General features: G+C 61.1%; 26 protein-coding genes and 1 pseudogene. 14 read left to right on the forward strand and 13 right to left on the reverse strand.

The annotated features are described in order from the left end of the window. Positions 1-113 precede the first annotated feature (113 nt). The 4 genes from AC1DUP_RS15705 (at position 114) to AC1DUP_RS15720 (ending at position 1,265) form a co-directional block, all read left to right on the forward strand. Entirely contained in the window at positions 114-323 is a 210-nt protein-coding gene (locus AC1DUP_RS15705) for a cold-shock protein (RefSeq protein ID WP_007819041.1), read from the forward strand. Positions 324-451: 128 nt separating this feature from the next. Then, the gene (locus AC1DUP_RS15710) at positions 452-742 is read left to right on the forward strand and encodes a cold-shock protein (RefSeq protein ID WP_113302127.1); all 291 of its coding nucleotides are present in this window, start codon (positions 452-454) and stop codon (positions 740-742) included. Between the two features lie 28 nt (positions 743-770). Then, complete coding sequence (gene rpsU, locus AC1DUP_RS15715) at positions 771-1,019, forward strand: 30S ribosomal protein S21 (RefSeq protein WP_007819039.1); 249 nt, start codon at positions 771-773, stop codon at positions 1,017-1,019. Positions 1,020-1,058: 39 nt separating this feature from the next. Further along, positions 1,059-1,265 carry a hypothetical protein gene (locus AC1DUP_RS15720; RefSeq protein WP_113302128.1) on the forward strand — a complete coding sequence of 69 codons (207 nt, stop codon included), beginning with the start codon at positions 1,059-1,061 and terminating at the stop codon, positions 1,263-1,265. A 603-nt stretch (positions 1,266-1,868) separates the two neighbouring features. Here the strand turns inward: AC1DUP_RS15720 and AC1DUP_RS15725 are convergent. After that, positions 1,869-2,930, reverse strand: coding sequence for a class I SAM-dependent methyltransferase (locus tag AC1DUP_RS15725; RefSeq protein WP_477833240.1), 1,062 nt, complete (start codon positions 2,928-2,930; stop codon positions 1,869-1,871). A 136-nt stretch (positions 2,931-3,066) separates the two neighbouring features. Then, positions 3,067-3,195: a hypothetical protein gene (locus AC1DUP_RS15730; protein WP_477833104.1), complete on the reverse strand. Its 129-nt coding sequence runs from the start codon at positions 3,193-3,195 to the stop codon at positions 3,067-3,069. A 55-nt stretch (positions 3,196-3,250) separates the two neighbouring features. On the opposite strand from AC1DUP_RS15730, the gene AC1DUP_RS15735 reads away from it, so the two are divergent. Beyond that, on the forward strand, positions 3,251-3,751 hold the full coding sequence (locus tag AC1DUP_RS15735; RefSeq protein WP_477833105.1) for a BA14K family protein: 501 nt from the start codon (positions 3,251-3,253) through the stop codon (positions 3,749-3,751). Between the two features lie 158 nt (positions 3,752-3,909). Here the strand turns inward: AC1DUP_RS15735 and AC1DUP_RS15740 are convergent, their stop codons facing one another. Then, positions 3,910-4,101, reverse strand: a complete 192-nt coding sequence (locus AC1DUP_RS15740; protein WP_477833106.1) for a DUF6494 family protein — start codon at positions 4,099-4,101, stop codon at positions 3,910-3,912. A 198-nt stretch (positions 4,102-4,299) separates the two neighbouring features. Between AC1DUP_RS15740 and AC1DUP_RS15745 the strand changes: the two genes are divergently transcribed. Beyond that, the gene (locus tag AC1DUP_RS15745) at positions 4,300-5,502 is read left to right on the forward strand and encodes an MFS transporter (protein WP_477833107.1); all 1,203 of its coding nucleotides are present in this window, start codon (positions 4,300-4,302) and stop codon (positions 5,500-5,502) included. A gap of 62 nt (positions 5,503-5,564) precedes the next feature. On the opposite strand, the gene AC1DUP_RS15750 is transcribed toward AC1DUP_RS15745, so the two are convergent. Further along, positions 5,565-6,449: an AraC family transcriptional regulator gene (locus AC1DUP_RS15750; RefSeq protein WP_477833108.1), complete on the reverse strand. Its 885-nt coding sequence runs from the start codon at positions 6,447-6,449 to the stop codon at positions 5,565-5,567. 97 nt (positions 6,450-6,546) lie between these two features. Continuing rightward, positions 6,547-6,915, reverse strand: a complete 369-nt coding sequence (locus AC1DUP_RS15755; protein ID WP_113311390.1) for a winged helix-turn-helix transcriptional regulator — start codon at positions 6,913-6,915, stop codon at positions 6,547-6,549. 114 nt (positions 6,916-7,029) lie between these two features. Between AC1DUP_RS15755 and AC1DUP_RS15760 the strand changes: the two genes are divergently transcribed. From AC1DUP_RS15760 to AC1DUP_RS15770, 3 genes are all read left to right on the forward strand, one after another. Then, the gene (locus AC1DUP_RS15760) at positions 7,030-7,614 is read left to right on the forward strand and encodes a glutathione binding-like protein (RefSeq protein ID WP_477833109.1); all 585 of its coding nucleotides are present in this window, start codon (positions 7,030-7,032) and stop codon (positions 7,612-7,614) included. A 90-nt stretch (positions 7,615-7,704) separates the two neighbouring features. Next, complete coding sequence (locus AC1DUP_RS15765) at positions 7,705-8,232, forward strand: DUF4142 domain-containing protein (protein WP_113301957.1); 528 nt, start codon at positions 7,705-7,707, stop codon at positions 8,230-8,232. Positions 8,233-8,349: 117 nt separating this feature from the next. Next, positions 8,350-8,754, forward strand: coding sequence for a PAS domain-containing protein (locus tag AC1DUP_RS15770; RefSeq protein ID WP_113311388.1), 405 nt, complete (start codon positions 8,350-8,352; stop codon positions 8,752-8,754). Positions 8,755-8,830: 76 nt separating this feature from the next. Here AC1DUP_RS15770 and AC1DUP_RS15775 read toward each other — a convergent pair whose 3' ends face one another. The 3 genes from AC1DUP_RS15775 to AC1DUP_RS15785 form a co-directional block, all read right to left on the reverse strand. Next, positions 8,831-10,591, reverse strand: coding sequence for an adenylate/guanylate cyclase domain-containing protein (locus AC1DUP_RS15775; RefSeq protein ID WP_113301955.1), 1,761 nt, complete (start codon positions 10,589-10,591; stop codon positions 8,831-8,833). A 184-nt stretch (positions 10,592-10,775) separates the two neighbouring features. Further along, positions 10,776-11,015: a DUF2934 domain-containing protein gene (locus tag AC1DUP_RS15780; RefSeq protein WP_477833110.1), complete on the reverse strand. Its 240-nt coding sequence runs from the start codon at positions 11,013-11,015 to the stop codon at positions 10,776-10,778. 15 nt (positions 11,016-11,030) lie between these two features. Then, entirely contained in the window at positions 11,031-11,162 is a 132-nt protein-coding gene (locus tag AC1DUP_RS15785; protein WP_477833111.1) for a hypothetical protein, read from the reverse strand. 91 nt (positions 11,163-11,253) lie between these two features. Here AC1DUP_RS15785 and AC1DUP_RS15790 point away from each other — a divergent pair, with 91 nt between their 5' ends. Further along, positions 11,254-11,520: a DUF2277 domain-containing protein gene (locus tag AC1DUP_RS15790; RefSeq protein ID WP_113311385.1), complete on the forward strand. Its 267-nt coding sequence runs from the start codon at positions 11,254-11,256 to the stop codon at positions 11,518-11,520. 167 nt (positions 11,521-11,687) lie between these two features. Continuing rightward, positions 11,688-12,188, forward strand: a complete 501-nt coding sequence (locus AC1DUP_RS15795) for a GFA family protein (protein WP_477833112.1) — start codon at positions 11,688-11,690, stop codon at positions 12,186-12,188. A 30-nt stretch (positions 12,189-12,218) separates the two neighbouring features. Here the strand turns inward: AC1DUP_RS15795 and AC1DUP_RS15800 are convergent, their stop codons facing one another. Beyond that, positions 12,219-12,941 (reverse strand): hypothetical protein, encoded by a 723-nt coding sequence (locus AC1DUP_RS15800; RefSeq protein ID WP_477833113.1) that lies wholly within the window; start codon positions 12,939-12,941, stop codon positions 12,219-12,221. Between the two features lie 109 nt (positions 12,942-13,050). On the opposite strand from AC1DUP_RS15800, the gene AC1DUP_RS15805 reads away from it, so the two are divergent. After that, positions 13,051-13,536, forward strand: a complete 486-nt coding sequence (locus AC1DUP_RS15805) for a winged helix-turn-helix transcriptional regulator (protein ID WP_477833114.1) — start codon at positions 13,051-13,053, stop codon at positions 13,534-13,536. A 145-nt stretch (positions 13,537-13,681) separates the two neighbouring features. On the opposite strand, the gene AC1DUP_RS15810 is transcribed toward AC1DUP_RS15805, so the two are convergent. Beyond that, positions 13,682-14,335, reverse strand: coding sequence for a hydrolase (locus AC1DUP_RS15810; RefSeq protein WP_477833115.1), 654 nt, complete (start codon positions 14,333-14,335; stop codon positions 13,682-13,684). 157 nt (positions 14,336-14,492) lie between these two features. On the opposite strand from AC1DUP_RS15810, the gene AC1DUP_RS15815 reads away from it, so the two are divergent. Beyond that, the gene (locus AC1DUP_RS15815; protein WP_477833116.1) at positions 14,493-15,446 is read left to right on the forward strand and encodes a LysR family transcriptional regulator; all 954 of its coding nucleotides are present in this window, start codon (positions 14,493-14,495) and stop codon (positions 15,444-15,446) included. A 262-nt stretch (positions 15,447-15,708) separates the two neighbouring features. Here the strand turns inward: AC1DUP_RS15815 and AC1DUP_RS15820 are convergent, their stop codons facing one another. Further along, a complete protein-coding gene (locus tag AC1DUP_RS15820; RefSeq protein WP_477833117.1) occupies positions 15,709-16,689 on the reverse strand; it encodes a LysR family transcriptional regulator in 981 nt (326 codons plus the stop codon). A gap of 111 nt (positions 16,690-16,800) precedes the next feature. Here AC1DUP_RS15820 and AC1DUP_RS15825 point away from each other — a divergent pair, with 111 nt between their 5' ends. Beyond that, on the forward strand, positions 16,801-17,196 hold the full coding sequence (locus AC1DUP_RS15825) for a nuclear transport factor 2 family protein (protein WP_477833118.1): 396 nt from the start codon (positions 16,801-16,803) through the stop codon (positions 17,194-17,196). Between the two features lie 32 nt (positions 17,197-17,228). Here the strand turns inward: AC1DUP_RS15825 and AC1DUP_RS15830 are convergent. Continuing rightward, positions 17,229-17,399, reverse strand: a pseudogene (locus AC1DUP_RS15830) (sodium/glutamate symporter); the annotation flags it as partial. Continuing rightward, positions 17,400-18,080, reverse strand: a complete 681-nt coding sequence (locus tag AC1DUP_RS15835; RefSeq protein WP_477833119.1) for an LssY C-terminal domain-containing protein — start codon at positions 18,078-18,080, stop codon at positions 17,400-17,402. Positions 18,081-18,234: the final 154 nt, after the last annotated feature.

Genomic DNA, 18,234 nt, shown 5'->3' on the forward strand with positions numbered 1-18,234 from the left:
TTGTGACGTCGTTGAAGAGCCTTGCGCTCTCGTCAGATTTCCTTCCAAATAATCGACCCAATCCCGCAGGGTATCGCGGGGAACTTCAACGGTTGCTTTGAAAGGAGATCGTTATGAATACAGGTACAGTCAAGTGGTTCAACGCCACCAAGGGTTTCGGTTTTATCCAGCCGGATAACGGCGGCACCGACGTTTTCGTCCATATTTCTGCAGTTGAACGCGCAGGCTTGCGCTCGCTCGCAGACGGACAGAAGGTCACCTATGACATCGTGCAGGACCGTCGTTCGGGCAAGAGCTCTGCCGACAACCTCCGCGCTGCCTAAGAAATTGTCACGACTTTGCGCGACCACGGATGTACTGGCGCGCAAAGGCGATGACTGAGGCCAGGAACTGGCCGGGGAAGGTCGGGAGCAGTCCCGGCCTTTTATTTTGATTTCATGTGGAGAACGATATGGTAAACCGTCGTTATCGACCTGGTGATACCATCATGCTCAAGCATGGCGTTCTCGGCAGTGTCCAGCCCTCGGGCTCCGGCAACATTCTGTCCGTCATGCCGGCCGCGCAAGGCTTCGTCCATTATCGCGTCCGGTTCCAGAACGAGAATTTCGAGCGCAGCATCCGTCAGGATGATATAGACGTGCTCGCATCGCATTCACCGCCCTTGCCTTCCGAAGCGCGAGCGGCTACCGAGAGTTCGAAATCGAGCTGGATCAATTCGAATTCGATCCGCATCAGGAAATAACAGCAGCAACGCTGATTAAGGAGAAAACTTGCAGGTACTCGTCCGAGACAACAATGTCGATCAGGCACTGCGCGTTCTGAAGAAGAAGCTGCAGCGCGAAGGTGTGTTCCGCGAAATGAAGGAACGCAGCGCCTATGAAAAGCCGTCGGAAAAGCGCGCCCGCGAAAAGGGCGAAGCCATCCGCCGCGCTCGCAAGCTCGCCCGCAAGCAGGCGCAGCGCGAAGGCCTGCTCCCGGCACCGAAGAAGAAGGTGATGCCCGCCCGCGGCGGTCGCTGACGTTTTCCCGGTTTCCGAATCCATCGAGAAGGAGGAAACATGACCGAGACGAAAGACACGTTCTTCAAGCCCGAAAAGCTTTCGCCGCAGGCGAAGGCCGAGCAGACGACGTCTGTCGCCAGGGACATCCTCGAAAGCGAAGCTGTCGCCCGACAGAAGAAGACGGAAAAGCTGCGCGCGCTGAGGCTCGCCCAGCCCGCCCCCGAGGCGCCGGTAAAGAAGACCAGGGCGCCGAAAAAGGGATAGAGGCCTTTTGGCCTCGCCTTGCTGTGGCTTCGTGTGATTGATGATTTTGAAGCGGTGCTCTTTGGGCGCCGCTTTTTGTGTTTGGCCGTTGGCCTGTCGCGGTATAAGCCGCTCTGAGCTCCGCCACTTTTGCGTTGTGCCGTGTGGCCACCCCCTCTGTCCTGCCGGACATCTCCCCCACAAGGAGGGAGATTGGCTGGGCGTACCGACTTCCCCAAGCAATCAACGTTGCAACTTGGCGTGACGACAAAGTGACTTGAAGGTCACGCCACTTGTCGATCTCCCCCTTGTAGGGGAGATGTCCGGCAGGGCTTTCTCGGGACAAATTTGTCACACGAAGCCCATCCCGATTTGCCAAAACTGCAAATGACCGATCTGCCGAGGCCTCAACATACTCGCTGTCAGGGGCTGCAAAAAGACCCCGCCCCAAACCCCTCCCCACAAGGGGGAGGGGCTTAACGTGCCGCGCCCGCTTTCTAAATCTTCGACGTTTCGGGGAGGGCGAGGCAGTGCCTTAGGTTAGTCCCTCCCCCTTGTGGGGAGGGGTTGGGGAGGGGTTTTTCGCAGCAATCGGCTGCGTCTCCACACCTCACCCAAACCGACTCAGGCCCGCACCTCGAAGATCATGTTGAACGGCGTTTCACTCGAGCGGCGGAAGTGGTGATATCCCGCATCGAGCGCCACCTTGCGCAGTTTCATCTCGCCTGCCTGCGCGCCAAGCCCGAGGCCGACCTCCTGGGCCATGGAGGCGGGCGTGCAGATCATCGTCGAGGCGCCGTAATAGACGCGGCCGACGGGGTTGAGATTGTCCTTCAGCCCGTCATGGGCGAAGGGTTCGACGATCATCCAGGTGCCGTCCTTTTTCATCGTCTCGCGGATATGGCGGCCAGCCCCGACAGGGTCGCCCATGTCGTGCAGGCAGTCGAACATGGCCACCAGATCATAGTCGCCGGCCGGAAAATCCTTGGCCGATGCCTTGCTGAAGGTCACCCGGTCGGCGACACCCGCCTCCTTTGCGGCGCGCTTTGCCCGGTCGATCGACGGACCGTGATAATCGAAGCCGTGGAAATGCGATTTCGGGAAGGCCTGGGCCATCAGGATCGTCGAGGCGCCGTGGCCGCAGCCGACATCGGCGACTTCCGCCCCGCGTTCCAGCTTTTCCTTCATGCCCTTCAGCGCCGGGATCCATTCCGTCACGAGATGGCTGTTATAGCCCGGCCGGAAGAAGCGCTCCGTGCCGCGGAAAAGGCAGGTGCTGTGTTCATGCCAGCCAAGACCGCGCCCCGTGCGGAAGGCTTCCTCCACCTTCGGCTCGTCCATCCACATGGATTGCACGATCTCGAAGGCGCCGCCGAAGAAGGCGGGGCTGTCCTCATTGGCGAAAACCAGCGCCTGCTCCGGCGTCATGGCGAATTTGTTCGAGGCTTCGTGATAGGTGATGTAGTCGGCAGCCGCCATGGCGGCCAGCCATTCGCGCACATTGCGCTCGGTGAGGCTCGTCGTTTCCGCAAGCTCCATCGAGGATCGCGCCCGCCCGTCCATCATCGCCTTGAACAGGCCGAGATGATCGCCGAGCACGACGAGAACGCCTGATACGCCGGCCCCGAGATCGCCCACCAGGCGACCGACGAGTGCATCGACTTTCTGCATGTCAGGTTGCTGCATATCGGTTTTCTGCATGACACCCTCCTCAAGATGCGCCAGCCCCAGCCCGATAGATCGACCCGCCGATGAATCTATGCCGGAGCGGCAGACAGTCAATGCTGCATTCGGGTTAGGGGAGCGGGTGAGGGCAGACGGGTCAGGCCAGCGGTCGCAGGTGGAAGAGTTGCGGCAAGCCGCGCAGGGCAGATCGACCGCGGCGGGAGAAATGGCGGCCAAGGTTGACCCCTCCGGGAACACCATCGCCGGCCGGGAAATTAAGTGCCACGCCGTCTTTTCCGCGCTATAATGATCGGCTGCCATTTAGACGGAAAGGTGAAGCCATGAAGAGGCTAGCAATCGTTGCCCTGTCGGTGGTCGCGGCGCTGACGAGCGCGCCGCCGGCCGTTGCATTTCCCACCATTGTCGCCCCCGAAGTCGAGGCGCTTCAGGCCCAGCCCGTGCGCTACCGTGGTTACGGCGGTTATTACGGCGGCTATCGCGGCGGATACTATCGCCACCATGGTGGTGACGGTTGGGGTTTGGCGCTCGGCGGCCTGGCCGCAGGCGCAATCATCGGCGGAATGCTGGCGCAGCCCAGATATTATGGTTCTGGTTATTACGATCAGGGCTACTACGACCGGGGCTACTACGGCTCGACTTATTACGCTCCGCGATATTATGCGCCACGCTATTATGCGCCACGCACTTACCGCCGGGCCTATTATGGCGGCAATGCACATACGCGCTGGTGCTTTGCGCGTTACCGGTCCTACAGGGCTTACGACGACACGTTCCAGCCCTATTACGGTCCGCGACAGGCTTGCGTCTCGCCCTATTATTGATGGCCCGCAAGAGGGGTCATTGCGCCAGGGGAAACCAGGCCGGTGCGCTGGCGACCCTGGTGCGTCCGCCAGGACAAGCGGCGCTGCAAAGCGGTTGACGCAGGCACCGCCGCGCTGCTTTGGTTGCGTCGGAAGCGCCGCCTGATCACTTGGCCTGCTTAAGGAAGATCGATTTCGCCGTCCACCACGTGGTTGAGGCCGGTGCCTTCGGCCGTCAGCGTCATGCGGACCTTCAGCTTCTTGCCGCCGATATGTCCGTCGCGCACCGTCTCCTCGATCTTGCGCTGCGAGGTCACGCCGACTTCCTTCAGGAACTTGCGGATCGACATGTTGAAAGCGTCTTCACTCATGGTGAAATCCCCTGCATCCGGAAGGGGATTGTAAGGGAAGGCGAGCAGTCAGGGAAGCTGAATGGGGCGTACGGCGCCGATATTCAACCCGAGCCGGGAGATCGACCCGATACCCGTTACCGCAGGGGAAGCCCGCTGTCATAAAACTGATGCAGCATACTTGCTAGTGATTTGCAATTGCAAATCAGGAATAGATTCATGGACAGGCCCGGACCAGAGACGCGTCTATTGTTGCCCTTGGTCGTGCTCTCGGTTGCCCAGTTGATAGGGTGGGGCGCGGTCAGTTTCCCGGCGGTCGTCAGCCGGGACATGGCAGCGGATCTCAACATCGACATATCGACGGTGTTTGCGGGAACCACCGTTTTCTATGTGACGATGGGTGCCTGCGCGCCGTTCCTCTCGCGCCTTTTTACCAGCATCGGGGCGCGTCCGGTCATGATCGGCGGAACGATCATGTCGGCCTTCGGCCTGGCGCTCGTGTCATTGTCGCATTCGCCCGTCACTTATTTCCTCGGCTGGCTGGTACTCGGCGCGGCTGGAAGCGCCAGTCTCACCACGCCGGCACACATCCTTCTCAACGAGATCGCCGGCCGCAATGCGGCGCGAGCGATTGCGAGCCTGGCGCTGGTCTCCGGCCTGTTCGGCACGGTTTTCTGGCCTCTCACGTCGTTCCTGTCGGGAGAAATCGGATGGCGCGGCGCGTGCGAAGTCTATGCCGTCGTCATGATCACGGTCTGCCTGCCGCTCTACATCTTCGGCCTGCCGGCAAGGAGCAAAGCCGCAGCCGTTACCAAGGCGACGACATCCAGGGGTTCGGGACGATCCTATGACCGGACGTTCTATCTGATCGTCGCTGCCATCGCGCTCAATGCCTTCATCACCTTCGGTTTCAGTTCCATTCTGATCGAACTCCTGAAGGCCGAGGGCCTGAGCCCGGCGCAGGCACTTGGCTACGGCTCGGCGCTCGGCATCGTGCAGATCTGTGCCCGGGGGCTCAATATCGTCACGGAAAAACGGTGGGACGGCGTAACGATAGGGGTCGCCTCATCGGCAATCCTGTGCGGATCGCTGGTCATTCTCTTCGGCGCTCAGGGCTCGCCGGCGGCCATCGCCGTTTTCCTGCTCCTCTATGGCATCAGCAGCGGGGCGCTTGCCGTCGCAAGGTCGACCATTCCGCTTGTCTTCTATGACAAGGGCGAGTTTGCAAAGGCGCTTTCGCGGATCGCCCTGCCATTGAACTGGATCTCGGCAATCTCTCCGCCGGTGCTGATTTCTCTGATGACCAATCTCGGGAGCAGGGCGGTGCTGAGCCTCTGCCTGCTCTGCTCCTGCACCGCCATCCTCGTCCTGCTTTTGCTCAGGGGCCGTCGTCCGGTCAGCGAAGCCGTCGTGAACCCATAAGGCCGGTGGATGGCGGCCTGTCCCTTTCCCGGCGACGGTAGGGACAGGCCGCCGTCGCAGCGCTATTTCAGCGGCAGAAAAAGATCCACGACGACCTCATGGACCGGCACATCAGGGAAGAAGGAAAAATGCCGCTGGCAATAGATCGGGAAATCGCGCGCTTCCTCGCCGCTGGCCGGCAGCCAGTCGCGGTAGAGGTAGAGTGCTGCGGGCTCCAGATTGTGGGTATCATTGACGACGCGGATGACCGCGCAGCGTCCGCCCGGGATCACGCCTGATTTCATCACCCCATCATCGGCATCGATCGGCCTGTCCGTCCCGACGCAAAGGTCCATGCTGTAATCGGAGGGAACCGCAGGTGTCCTCGGAGACCGGAAGATGTTGAAGGTCGGGCTGGTCTCGGGTGAGAGGCCGGCGGCCTTGCGCCAGGCGATGAAGCGCTCGATGGTGGTGCCAAGTGTTGCCCGGTCGCCCCGATGCTCCAGGATCGCCACCGGCGTGGCGGGCACATCGCGGATCGTCACGTCGTTTTCTTCATAGATTATCTGCATGAGCTTGCTCCTTGCGTTTTCGAGAGGCCTGAAGGCCGCAAGCCACGGAACCCAGTCGGGCGATTTCCGGAACGACGAAGGCGATTGCCCGAACCGTTGCCTGAAGGCGCGGGCGAAGGCATCCGGTGCACCGTAGCCGGCATCCATTGCTATGTCGGTGACGCTCTGGTCGCCCTTGGCGGCCAGCCGGTGTGAAGCGCGCTTCAACCGGGCAAGCTGGACATAGCGATGCACCGACAAGCCGAAGGTCGCCGAGAACTGCCGGTGAAAGTGAAACTTCGAGAAGGCCGCGATGCTGCTCAGCGCGTCCAGGTCCAGATCGTCGTCCAGATGCCGGTCTATGTGATCCAGCACCCGCTGCATCCGGGCATGGTAGTTTCGAAGCGCTGCCTTCATCGTTCCGTATTCTCCGTGGCAGCACCAACTAAACGCAGGCAGACATGACGCGCTCGACCGATCTTGCGGTTTTAGCGCCCGGACGACGCGGATCGTCTTATGCGTGATCCGTGTCGTAGCGCAGGCGGTTGTCCTCGATATTTCCCCTGTTTTCAGCCGCCCAGTCGGCGAGGTGGCGCACCGTTTCCGAGAGCGAATGCCCGAGCGGCGTCAGCGTATATTCGACCTGCGGCGGCGTGCTGGGGTGAACGGTTCTTGCAATCATGCCGTCGCGTTCCAGGGTCTTGAGCGTCCGCGTCAGCATCTGCTGCGAAATCCCGCCCACCTGCCGTTTGAGCCCGTTGAACCGCAGTGCTCCCCGCCGGAGCACGACGACGACCTGGATGGTCCATTTGTCGCCGACGCGGCTCAGGATTTCGCTGACACCCTTGCAGTCGGCCGCTGTCGGCCTGGCAGTCACATCCATCTGACCTGCTCCCAAAGATATGCTTTTGACGGACGATTTTAGGTCCCATAAGTGGCTGTGGTCAACAATCGAGACCTTGTCTCCCCGGAGATGGGTCAGCACCAGGAGACCACCATGAACCTCATCTATTATCCGGGCGCCTGCAGCCTTGCCGATCACATCGCGCTCATCGAAACCGGGCTTTCCTACCGGCTGATCAGCATCGATCATGGCAAGAGGACCGGGGATGGCCGCGATTTCCTGCCGATCAATCCTAAGGGTTATATTCCGACGCTCGAACTGGAAGACGGAACGGTCCTGACTGAGAACCAGGTCATCCTGAACTATATCGCCGAGAAGAGCGGCAAGCTTCTGCCTGGGGATGGCATTCTTCGATGGCGGGTGCTCGAGGCGCTTGCCTTCATGTCGTCGGAGATCCATTCGCGCTACCAGCCCTTCTTCAGGGATTTCCCGGAGCCAGAGAAGGAGCGCGCCCGTGGAAAGCTGGCGCAGGCCTTCGCCATCCTTGCCGACCAGATGGGCGACAAGACATTCCTTGTCAGCGACGAGATGACGATTGCCGACTGCTACCTGTTCTGGGTCCTGATGGTCGCACCGAGGAGCGGCGTCGAGCTGCCGGAGGCGCTCGCCAGATCTTTCGACCACATGCGGGCGCTGCCCTCCGTGATCAGGGCGCTTGCCGAGGAGGGACTCGGCTGATCGCGGAAATTACCGGGACCGGCGGACGGGAGGAACTTTTGCCCGCCTGAATTGTTGGCCTGACGGCGCCCCCAAACCAGGAGAACAATCATGAAGCCTTTCCTCATCGCCGGCCTTGCCGTGCTGATCGCATCTCCCGTCCTCGCTCAGACGGCGGCGGAAAAAACCGGTGTCAATTCCGTGCTCGGCGTTGCGCCGAAGACGGAGGATTTCGTGGCGGAAGCGGCGACATCCGACATGTTCGAGATCGAATCCAGCAAGCTTGCGATCGCGCGCTCCGATGCATCGACCAAGGCCTTCGCAGAACAGATGGTCAAGGATCACCAGAAGACGACCCAGGAACTGAAGGCGCTGGTTTCCAGCGGCAAGGTGAGCGCGAAGATCCCGCAGGCGATGACATCGGGGCAGCAATCCATGCTCGACAAGCTCAAAGGCCTGCAGGGCGAGGATTTCACCAAGCAATATCATTCCGACCAGGAAGATGCCCATGAGGATGCGGTCGATCTCTTCAAGCGCTATGGCGACGAAGGCGACAATGCGGACCTGAAGGCCTGGGCCGCCAACACGCGCCCGGCGCTTGAGCATCACCTGCAGATGGCAAAGGATTTGAACAAGTAAAGAATGGCCGAGGAGGCGGGAATGGCAAGCCTGCATAAGCGGGCGGAAGTTCCCGCCTTGACGTTCTCCTGCAAGTCATTAGTCTTAACTAAAATAAATGACGGGAACATGCAGGCAATGACTGGGCAAAACGTTCACTCGTTCGATATGTTCGATGAAGTAGCCTGCGATGCGGGGATCTATACCTGGGATATCGTCAGGAACCTCGTCTTCGCAGACAGCGCGGTGGCCGTGCTTTTCGGCCTCGACCCCGACGCCACGGTGCATGGCCTGCCGCTGGAAGACTATCTGGCACGCGTCCATCCCGATGACCGTCCGGACCTGGCAAAGAAGATCTCTGATGTCATCGTTGCCGATATCGCGCAACAGAACACCTATCGCGTCCAGGGCAAGGACGGGCGGTACCGGATGGTTGCGGCATTCGGCCGGGCCTTTCGTGACCACAGCGGATCGCCCGTGCTCTATTCCGGCATCGTCGTGCCGATGGCCGAGCCCGAGGAGGAGGGATTGCGGACGCATTGAAGCGCCGTGTGTCCATTCGGACGCATGAAGGACGCTCCAACTCTTCAAATCGACGTGCGGATGCTTCTCGCGATCATCATCTCAGCAAGAGTGATTTCTTCCGGGCTGCGGGCTTGCGCGGCGTCAGCGGCAGGCCGGCATCGCAATTGCGCATGACCAGGGTTTCCGTGACCGACTCGTCTTCATAGGTTTCCTGCATGCGGATATAGACCGCCGACAGGGTGGGATCGAGGGAAAGCGCCTGCCGGACCAGGAATTCAGCCCTTCCGGCGTCGCCGCAGGCCATGTTCGCGGCAATCTGGTAGAGCGACTTGCGCCTCGTCTGGAAGGGCAGCGTCAGGGCGACGCGTATCATGTCTTCGAAACGGCTCAACGCATAGAGGGCCGCCACCCGCTCTTCGGTGATCCAGACCGGCAGGAAGGGATCGAGCGTCTCGGCGCGGTCAAGCATTTCCAGCGCGCGCTCAGGCTCTCCCGCATAGACATAGAACGCCGCGCTGCGGCCGAGAATATAGGCGTCGTTCGGCGCGAGTTCGTGGGCACGAATGTGATGGTAACGCGCCGAAACGAAGTCGCCCGATTTCATCTTGATCGCGCCCATGATGCGATGGGCTTCCGGGTCGGACGGGTCGAGGGCGAGCGCATGTGCCACCTGCTGTTCGGCCTTGTGCATGTCAAAGCTTGGCAGGTTGCTCCATGAGCAGACATGCATTGCGAAAGGACGGCCGAAACCGGGGTCGGCGGCCATCGACCGCTCGAACCAGGCCATGGCTTCGTGCACGTGAATATCCGACACGCCAACCAGGCGGTGATGGTCCACACCGCGCAGGTAATACTCATAGGCCGTCATGTTCTCCGGGCGCTTCAGCCGCGCTGCTGCAAGTTCCGACTGCTCGATCCGTCCGGACACGGTTGCTGCAACGCGAGCGATGATCTCGTCCAGCACATCGAGCAATTCGCGAAACGGACGCTTGATACGATCCGACCAGATGACGAGACCCTCTCCGGTCTCGGTCAGCGCGATGTTGACCCTGAGGTCGTCGCCCGCCTGCCGGATCGAGCCGCTGATGACGTAGCCGACGCCGAGAAGGCGGCCGATCTCGACGGGATCTTTCGTCGTCAGCGCGGTTGCCGCCGAGCGCGAACTGACGAACAACCCCCTCAGGCGGCTGAGTTCGAGCGTCAGGTCGTCGGTAATGCCCTCCGCCAGGAAACATTGATCGGCAACAGCGCCGGGCGCTACGTCGAACCGCGCCACAGTGATCGAGTTGGTCCGGGGCGATTGGCTGGCATTGGGAGCGGATCGCGTCGGAGCGAACTGAAAGACGTGACGGTCCACCAGTTCGGTGACGCGGTAGATCCGGATCGGCTCCAGGATTCCCTTCAGTTGCCGTTCGCCGATATCTTCGAATCCGCAGGGCGAGATCCGCCGGACCTGGTCGTAAAGCAGCCCGGAAACCTCGATTGCGCCGGGGGGCGCAGACGCCTCGATGCGCGCGGCAATATTCACCCCGTCGCCGCGCAGGTCCGAGCCGACGACGACGACATCGGCGAGATGGAGGCCGAACCGCATGTCGCCGCCGCTCGCTCCAGGAAGGGCGGCAATCTCGGCGCGCGCCTCGATGGCGGACCTGAGCGCATTGACGGGACTGGCGAATTCGGCGAGCAGGGCGTCACCCGCCGTGCCGAAGACCCGGCCGTCATGGCGCTGGACGACCATGCGAACGGTCTCGAGCACAGTGTCGATCCGGGCAATCGCGCCTTCCTCATCCGATTCCATCGCGGTGGTGGAGCCGACGAAATCCCCGACCATGATCGTGGCCAGCTTGCGCTGCATTCTCGATCCCTCCCGCAACAGAAGCACGCGACGATCCAATGTAGCACATTCACGGGCCCGGATGTCCGGGGATTGGCAACGCTGGCGATACGATGGCAAGCCTTGGGGAGGCTTTTCTAAAGCACGACTGGCCGACCCCGATTGATCCCGGTTTTCGGGCCGATGCTCTTGAGCGCCTTCGCGGTCAGTCCGCGCTCGATATTGACGGAGGGCGGATATCGGCTGCCGATCCGGGCTCGCCGCCGTCGCGATTGAAATCGTCATTGGCCTTCTCGTTGGCCTCGGTCGTTTCAGCCGCCTCTTCCTCGCCGACATCGGTTTCTTCGCCGGCGCGCCGCCAATGATCGAGATGGCGGCCCTCCGGCCGGCCTTCTTCCACCCAGATCCGATAGGCGCGCTCACGTCTCTGCTGCAGGTCGTCCATGGCATTCCTCCGTGTTTACGAGGCAGCATAACGGCCGATCGTGACGGCAGTTCCGTCGTTGTCGATCTCGTGAACGATGACGGCAATCGGCGTTCCCTCGGTCATGACGGGTGTCGACCCTTTACCGTCATTCGCGAGGCGGGCCACGCGCGCCCGGTCCGTTGCAATTGGCGCTTATGCGACTAGCTTAACGCCTACGCCACGGCGCTGGTGCAGAGACGATAAAGGGAAGCAAGGCATGTGCCGAAATATCAAACCCCTGTTCAATTTCGATCCGCCAGCGACGGACGAAGAAATCCATGATGCGGCGCTTCAGTTCGTGCGCAAGCTGAGCGGAACCAACAAACCATCGAAACGCAACGAGGCCGCGTTCGAGAGCGCCGTCCTGTCGATTGCGCGATGCGCCCATGAATTGCTGGATTCACTGGAGACTTCCCAACCGCCACGCGACCGCGACGAAGTCGCCGCAAAGGCGCGGGCACGATCCGCGACCCGCTTCGCCTAGGAAGCGTCCAGCAACTATCGAGGCATCCTTCCCTCGGAATGGAATTGCTGGCGCGAGGCGCCGCTGGCAGGCCGGCAGGTGTGGCTGGAGAAACCGGCTGCGCTGGACGATCAAAAGACGAAAACCTGGAAGAGATGAAGCCCACCCTGCCTCTTGAAGGAGAAAAGATGAAACGCATCGAGATGGAAGTGAGCGGCGGCTGCCAGTGCGGTGCCGTGCGCTACCACGCAACCGCCATGCTCGACAATTCGCATCTCTGCCATTGCCGCATGTGCCAGAAAGCCTCGGGCAACATCTTTGCCGCGCTTGTCGCCGCGCCCGATGATGCACTCACCTGGACACGCGGCAAGCCTGATGTCTGGAAGAGTTCGGAGCTTGTCGAGCGCGGCTTCTGCGCCAATTGCGGCACGCCATTGTTTTTCCACCACCTCGAAAACGGTCGCACCAACCTGATGATCGGTTCGCTTGACGATCCGAAAGCCTTCTCGCCGCTTGCCAATACCTGCACCGAGAACATGGTGGCATGGTTCGATACGATCACGGACATGGAAAATACCGGCGCGACTGAAAGCAACGGCGCCGACTGGGCCGCGGCGATCAAGGAGAGCAGCAACCAGCACCCCGATCACGACACCGCCTCATGGCCGGTGAGGGGGCGGGATGGCTGAGTCCTGTTCCGGCGGCGGCCAGTGGGTGGGCTACGGCTTGATGCCGATGTCGAGCAGATCAATCGAGACGGCGACCCGATCGAGGAGGGGCCGGTTGTCCGCATCAGTTGCGTAAACCCTGCGCTTCGTCGGGATTATCAAACCAGCGAAATCCTGGTGGTCGCTTGCATAGTTGGCGCTCCTGGTGCCGCCCATGATCTCGGCGCTATAGTCATGGCGTCGCAACAGACCGTCCGAATTGAAATAGAAGGTCTGCACGGTGGAATGGCTTGGAACGGTCGGCGGGAATGTTACCTTCAGCCGGCGCCAGATTTCATCCTCTTCCTGCCACGGCTCGACCTCTTCCGTCATGAAGCCGGGAAGCTTGAAGAGGAAGGGTGTGGTCAGATAGGTCCACATCGCATAGCCGGTGAAGTAGATCAGGTGCTGTCGGTCCCAGGGCGTGGGGATCGTGTGTCCTTCAAAAAACGAACGCGGTGCGACGCGCTGCTCAATGACTTCGCCGCTGTCGGCGACGATCGCCGTTCGTTCCGGCTCCCAAACGCAATGCTGTCCTTCCTCCAGGAAGGGAGTGAATTCGGTGTGCGGACGCCGGGTGGAAACCGAGGTGTGGATATCGGCATAGACATCCGGCCAGCCCTTCACATGCCAGATCGCGCCACCAACCTTGATGTGCGCATGCAGTTGCTCGATCTGCTGCCAGCGTTCCCAGCCTCCATGAGCTTCAATTGCGAGATCCAATAGGTCTGTCATTCCAAGGCCCTCCGGTTCGTGTGATCATAAAGGTTTAACTTTGAAACCTGTCGACATCTACCTCCATATGGTTTAACTTTGCAACCATAATTTGGATGGGAGCGGAAAAATGAAGGGCAAGCGAACTGACATGGGGGACGCCCAGTGCGGGATCGCTCGTTCTCTGCAAGCCGTCGGAGATTGGTGGTCGCTCCTCATCGTCCGGGAGGCTTTCAAGGGGCGTCGACGATTTTCGGAGTTTCAGAAGAGCCTCGGGCTGGCAAAGAACATCTTGTCGGCTCGCCTGCGAAAGCTCGTGGAGGAGGGCATCTTCACGGTGGAGCCGGACCCTGACTCCGCACTGAGCCATCTCTACCTTCTGACGCCGAAAGGGCGCCAGCTGAGCGTGGTCCTTGTCGCGCTCTGGCAATGGGGGGAAGAGAACTGCTTTGCGGAGGGGGAGCTGAACTACGCGGTCGTGGACAGTTTGAACCGGCAGCCATTGCCGAAGCTCCAGCTTGCAGCCCGGGATGGTCGAATCCTGGACCCCGAAGAGTTTCGCATTGAAGCCAGGGGGGCGCTGACCCCCGGGATCGTTGATCCCCGGGATCGTTGATCCCCGGGATCGTTGATTAAACCTTGGTCTCCGGGGCTGACCGAATTGCGAGGCGCCCCGTCCAACTGAAGGGGGATGACAAGTCGAGATTAGCGACGAACGTTTTCGTATCGCTTCATCCAACGTCTCGTCATCCCCGGTGACATCAGCCTGCGTTGGCCGGTACCGGCGTGTTGAGGAGCTGCTGTTCCCAGAGATATGCGATGCCGCTGCCGGCAGCGTGCTCCTTGATCACCTCGGTGATGGCGCCGGCCGTCTCCAGCCGGGCCCAGTCACGCTGCCATTCAGCTGCCAGCGCCAGCCACGTCATCATGTTCGCACCGGCTGCGATCATGCGCTGGATCGCGACCTCATGCGCCTCGACCGAAGTGCCGCCCGACGCATCGGTGATGACGGTCACGTCCCAGCCTTCGCCGAGAGCCTGGATCACCGGCATCGCGACGCAGATCTCGGTCCACAGGCCGGCAATGATCAGCTGCTTGCGGCCCGTTGCCTTGACCGCATCCACCACCTTCCTGTCTTCCCAGGTGTTGATGAACGTCCGGTCGATCACCTCCTGGCCGGGGAACACGTCAGTGATTTGCGGGAAGATGAGGCCGCCGCGCGCAGCCACCACGCTGGTCAGGATGGTCGGCACGCCGAAAGCCCTGGCGGCCTTTGCCAGTGCCGCAGAGTTGTTGACCGCCATGTGCGGATCGTGGCTGTTCAGGTTGGCGAGCTGGTAGGGCTGGTGGTCGATCAGAACGAGTACGGAATCATCGGGGCGAAGAAGCGAGGCAAGGCCGTTACGAAAGGTCATGAATATATCCTCTGCTGCCGTTTTATGTGTGAGTTCGGTTTACCGGCAGACATGCGCTGACAGCGGCGCCGCCTGCGAAGCGGACACTGTCATTCCCGTTTTTGTTACGGTAGCCTGCTTTGATGCCAAGCTGTGTCGCAAAATGGGGAACGCTGACGTGGAAATCGAAGATCTCAGGACATTCGTTGAAGTTGCCGGTGCCGGGGGAGTTTCGCCCGCCGCACGGCGGCTCGGCATTTCCAAATCGATGGTCAGCCGGCGGCTCATTCGGCTCGAAGCGGAACTCGGCGTCCAGCTTCTTGCAAGAACGACCCGCGGCGCGGCTCTGACGGAAGCGGGGATCACCTTTCGAGACCATGCAGCCAGGGTCTGTGCCGAGATCGACGTGGCGAAAGAAACGATCCTGCCTTCCGGTGACCTGCGCGGCCGCCTGCGTGTTGCCGTGCCGCATGCTTTCGGCCCCAGCCACTTCGCGCACGTGCTTGCGCAGATGGCGCAACGCCATCCCGAACTGCACATCCATACGTCCTACAGCGATCGCTTCGTCGATCTCATCGCGGAGGGCTTCGATTGCGCGATCCGGGTCGGCTTTCTTCAGGATTCCAACATGGTCGCAAGACGCATCGGTCCGCTCTACGGGAAGCTGGTCGCCAGCCCTGATTATATCAGGAGGCATGGCGCCCCCGAGACGCCGGAGGAACTCGCCGGCCATGAGGCCCTCATGCAGGGAACGGAGGCCTGGCAATTCCTCGACGGAGACGAGATCATCACGGTTCATCCGCGGGGACGCTTCAAGGCCGACAACGCGCTCGCCCTTGCCGCCGCCGCACTGGCGGGGGTCGGCATAGCCTGGATCCCCGATGGCGTAACCGATGAGTATATCGCTTCCGGCGCGCTGGTTCCGGTCATGACACGCTATCCGCCACCGCCGGCGGGCATCTACCTCATCCGCCCGGCGGGGCAGCATCCCGCAAGGAAGATACGCGTCCTCACGGACATGCTGATCGATTGTTTCGTGGAGGCTCCACCGCCCTTGGGCGTCGGCAGTGCGCAGAGGGGAGAGGATCTTTTTCATGCGGGATCTGTCAGAGATCGTAGTGGACGCCGGTAATACGTTCCAGGTCGTCAAACAGCGCGCGCTGCAGGCGGATCATCGGCATGAGGCGCGGTCGTTGTTTCCTTGGGATTGCCGTGCAGCTCGAATATCTTGCTCGGGGCGTAATAGCCGCCTGGGCGAGCATTCGGGAGCGTGGCTGCCATGAGGGTAGGCCAAGCGCCATGCTCTGCGTCTTGCAACAGGGATACCTGCAACCTTCGTGCTGAAGGTCGTCTGTCCCGGTGAGGTTTCGGAAAACTCTTGTTGATGCCCTGCGTTACTGTTGCAGACGTAGACCTCGAGGAACAGCCGCGCCGATCGCCGCCGCTGCCTTGACGCTGTCACTCTCGCGCGGGCCGCCGCGGATGGCGTCGATCACGGCGCGAAGCGGCGGCGCCATCTGCCGTTGCGCCGGATAGCAGAGGTAATAGCCGGGGAAGGGGGCGGACCAGGTCTCGAGCAGCGCGACAAGGCGGCCCTCCGCGATGTGGGGGGCGATCAGCTGCTGGCTGGCAAATGCAACACCGACTCCGTCGACGGCCGCCTGCACCCCGAAGTCCTTCATGTTGGAGATCAATGGGCCGTCGATTGCGACTTCGAACCACTTGCCGTTTTCCATGAACTCCCATTTGTATGGCGTCTTCTGCCCCGGCCATCGCCAGCCGATACAGCGATGGGCGAGAAGGTCGCGCGGATGAGCCGGCTTCCCGTACCGGGCGAGATAGTCGGGCGAGGCGACCACGGTCTGTCGTAGGTCCGGGCCGAGTTTCACCGCAATGAGGTCCTTGTCGATCACCTCCCCGAGGCGGATGGCAACGTCATAGCCTTCGGCCACGATGTTCACGACGGCGTCGTCGAGCGTGATGTCTAGCACGACCTGCGGATAGGCGTCGCTGAAGTCACGGAGGATCGGCGTCAGGTAGAGGTCCGCGGCCGCCCGGAAGCAGTGCAACCGCACGGTCCCGACGGGACGGGCGCGGCGCTCGCGGGTCTCGCCCAGCGCCTCCGCCAGTTCTTCCACGGCGGGCTGTACCCGTTCGAACAGCTTGGCCCCCGCCTCGGTCAGGGAGACGCTGCGGGTGGTGCGGTTGAATAAGCTGACCCCGACCCGCTCCTCAAGCCCTCGGACCATCTGGCTGAGCGCAGAGGATGACACACCGAGGTTCTCGGCCGCCCGGCTGAAGTTCAGCGAACCGGCAACGGCCACGAAGGCGCGGAGCTGGTTGAAGTCTCCGGCAGACGGAAGGGAAGGTTTCATGATCGCCTCGATTGCTTAGCCCAGCTTATAAGGCTGATTAGTGCGCGCGGACTAAACGTTGCCGCCCCCATCCTTATACTCAGCTGGACACTAGAGTTGAAGGGAACCACCATGACGTTGCAGAACACGCCCCCGACGGGAAACATAGATGAATTGGTCGCCTTAACGAAAACCTACTTCGATGCCGCCTACGCGATGGACGCCGACACGTTCGCGACCATCTTCGACCCCGCGGCCTTGGTCACCAGGCGTGGCGATGGCAACAGCGTGGTGGTTACGCCTGTTGCCGCCTGGCTTGATGCGGTCCGGAGCCTGACCTCACCGCAGGATGCCGGCAGTGCGCGCGCCGACCAGATCCTCTCAATCGCCATTAACAGTGACATGGCGCTGCTCAAGCTCCGCCTGCGGATCCCGCCCCGCGAGGTGACCGACCTGCTGTCGTGCTTTTACCTCAACGGGCGCTGGCAGATCGTCCAGAAGGTGTTCGCAGCCGAGATCCTGGCCTGAAAGGGGCTGATCATTGCGATCTCCTCACATCACGGCAATCTCGGAGCCAGGAACGGAACGCTGTTCGTCATCACGATGGCGACCAGCAGGCAGACGACGAACAGCGGAAGATTGATCCCGGCTTCAAGGATGATCTCGTGCAGGGCGTAGCCGATGAGAATGGCAACATTTGTTACCAACAATGTGCGCAACAGGCTGATGTGCTACTGGTTTCGAAGCACGCCGACGAGAGCCTCTCCGTCGGTGAAATAGGGATCGCCGCCTCCGTTGCGCCCGTCTTTGGTCGCTCCGATGCCATCGATCTCATAGCTCGACAAAAGTTGTCCGGCCTTGAGAAGATCGCTGATGACAAGGTCTCGCTCTGCGTCGACATCAGGGCCGATATGATGCGTGATTTGACCGGTATCGTGGCTGAAGCCGACGCCCCGATCAAAACTTGCCGAGCCTAGCCAGTGCGGGCGGTCATTCGGGCCGGTTTGTTCGGTCAGCCAAAAACGAACATGGTTGCGTTCGTCGGCGCTTTTGCCCACGGGCTTTTCGAATGCCAGATCCTGTTTTCTGCCCTCAAAAAGCAGTGGGCTGACCGGCGCATCAAGATCAGGCCGATCAAGCACCACGCTCAGCCCGATATCGATCGACGTGCGCAAGGTAATCTTATCGGCAGGATCCCATCCGGCAGCCGCAAACGCCCGGATGACCTCTTCCTTCGAACCGACAAGACCGACATTGATCGGGTCGCCGGGAATACCCTGCTCGGTGGTCGTGACCATGTTGCCAACTTTGGCAACGCGGTCAGCATCGTGAAAAATCCAGATTTCGGGAATGACGAAATAGGCAAGCAGCAAATATGTAAACAGCAGCGCAGCCACGGTGCTCGTCGCCATGCGGATTTTCGTGCGATGACGCATTGGAAATCCCCCCAGATTGCCAGGGAGGATCATACGCCGAACATGCGGCGGCAACATCCATAATTTGCAGTTGGCTTCGGCAGCAATTGCCACAACCACTTGTGACGCAAAGCGGCCAAGGCTTTCGCCG

The sequence above is a fragment of the Rhizobium sp. 01L419 genome, from assembly GCF_056400025.1.

Excerpts from the sequence above, each read along its gene's own strand:
- AC1DUP_RS15775 (WP_113301955.1), bottom strand. The coding sequence starts at position 10,591 with ATGCAGCGCAAGCTGGCCACGATCATGGTCGGGGATTTCGTCGGCTCC.
- AC1DUP_RS15710 (WP_113302127.1), top strand. The coding sequence starts at position 452 with ATGGTAAACCGTCGTTATCGACCTGGTGATACCATCATGCTCAAGCAT.
- AC1DUP_RS15810 (WP_477833115.1), bottom strand. The coding sequence starts at position 14,335 with ATGACCTTTCGTAACGGCCTTGCCTCGCTTCTTCGCCCCGATGATTCC.
- AC1DUP_RS15805 (WP_477833114.1), top strand. The coding sequence starts at position 13,051 with ATGAAGGGCAAGCGAACTGACATGGGGGACGCCCAGTGCGGGATCGCT.
- AC1DUP_RS15705 (WP_007819041.1), top strand. The coding sequence starts at position 114 with ATGAATACAGGTACAGTCAAGTGGTTCAACGCCACCAAGGGTTTCGGT.
- AC1DUP_RS15790 (WP_113311385.1), top strand. The coding sequence starts at position 11,254 with ATGTGCCGAAATATCAAACCCCTGTTCAATTTCGATCCGCCAGCGACG.
- AC1DUP_RS15800 (WP_477833113.1), bottom strand. The coding sequence starts at position 12,941 with ATGACAGACCTATTGGATCTCGCAATTGAAGCTCATGGAGGCTGGGAA.
- AC1DUP_RS15720 (WP_113302128.1), top strand. The coding sequence starts at position 1,059 with ATGACCGAGACGAAAGACACGTTCTTCAAGCCCGAAAAGCTTTCGCCG.
- AC1DUP_RS15725 (WP_477833240.1), bottom strand. The coding sequence starts at position 2,930 with ATGCAGCAACCTGACATGCAGAAAGTCGATGCACTCGTCGGTCGCCTG.
- AC1DUP_RS15740 (WP_477833106.1), bottom strand. The coding sequence starts at position 4,101 with ATGAGTGAAGACGCTTTCAACATGTCGATCCGCAAGTTCCTGAAGGAA.
- AC1DUP_RS15745 (WP_477833107.1), top strand. The coding sequence starts at position 4,300 with ATGGACAGGCCCGGACCAGAGACGCGTCTATTGTTGCCCTTGGTCGTG.
- AC1DUP_RS15795 (WP_477833112.1), top strand. The coding sequence starts at position 11,688 with ATGAAACGCATCGAGATGGAAGTGAGCGGCGGCTGCCAGTGCGGTGCC.
- AC1DUP_RS15765 (WP_113301957.1), top strand. The coding sequence starts at position 7,705 with ATGAAGCCTTTCCTCATCGCCGGCCTTGCCGTGCTGATCGCATCTCCC.
- AC1DUP_RS15755 (WP_113311390.1), bottom strand. The coding sequence starts at position 6,915 with ATGGATGTGACTGCCAGGCCGACAGCGGCCGACTGCAAGGGTGTCAGC.
- AC1DUP_RS15835 (WP_477833119.1), bottom strand. The coding sequence starts at position 18,080 with ATGGCGACGAGCACCGTGGCTGCGCTGCTGTTTACATATTTGCTGCTT.
- AC1DUP_RS15760 (WP_477833109.1), top strand. The coding sequence starts at position 7,030 with ATGAACCTCATCTATTATCCGGGCGCCTGCAGCCTTGCCGATCACATC.
- AC1DUP_RS15820 (WP_477833117.1), bottom strand. The coding sequence starts at position 16,689 with ATGAAACCTTCCCTTCCGTCTGCCGGAGACTTCAACCAGCTCCGCGCC.
- AC1DUP_RS15750 (WP_477833108.1), bottom strand. The coding sequence starts at position 6,449 with ATGAAGGCAGCGCTTCGAAACTACCATGCCCGGATGCAGCGGGTGCTG.
- AC1DUP_RS15780 (WP_477833110.1), bottom strand. The coding sequence starts at position 11,015 with ATGGACGACCTGCAGCAGAGACGTGAGCGCGCCTATCGGATCTGGGTG.
- AC1DUP_RS15825 (WP_477833118.1), top strand. The coding sequence starts at position 16,801 with ATGACGTTGCAGAACACGCCCCCGACGGGAAACATAGATGAATTGGTC.
- AC1DUP_RS15770 (WP_113311388.1), top strand. The coding sequence starts at position 8,350 with ATGACTGGGCAAAACGTTCACTCGTTCGATATGTTCGATGAAGTAGCC.
- AC1DUP_RS15735 (WP_477833105.1), top strand. The coding sequence starts at position 3,251 with ATGAAGAGGCTAGCAATCGTTGCCCTGTCGGTGGTCGCGGCGCTGACG.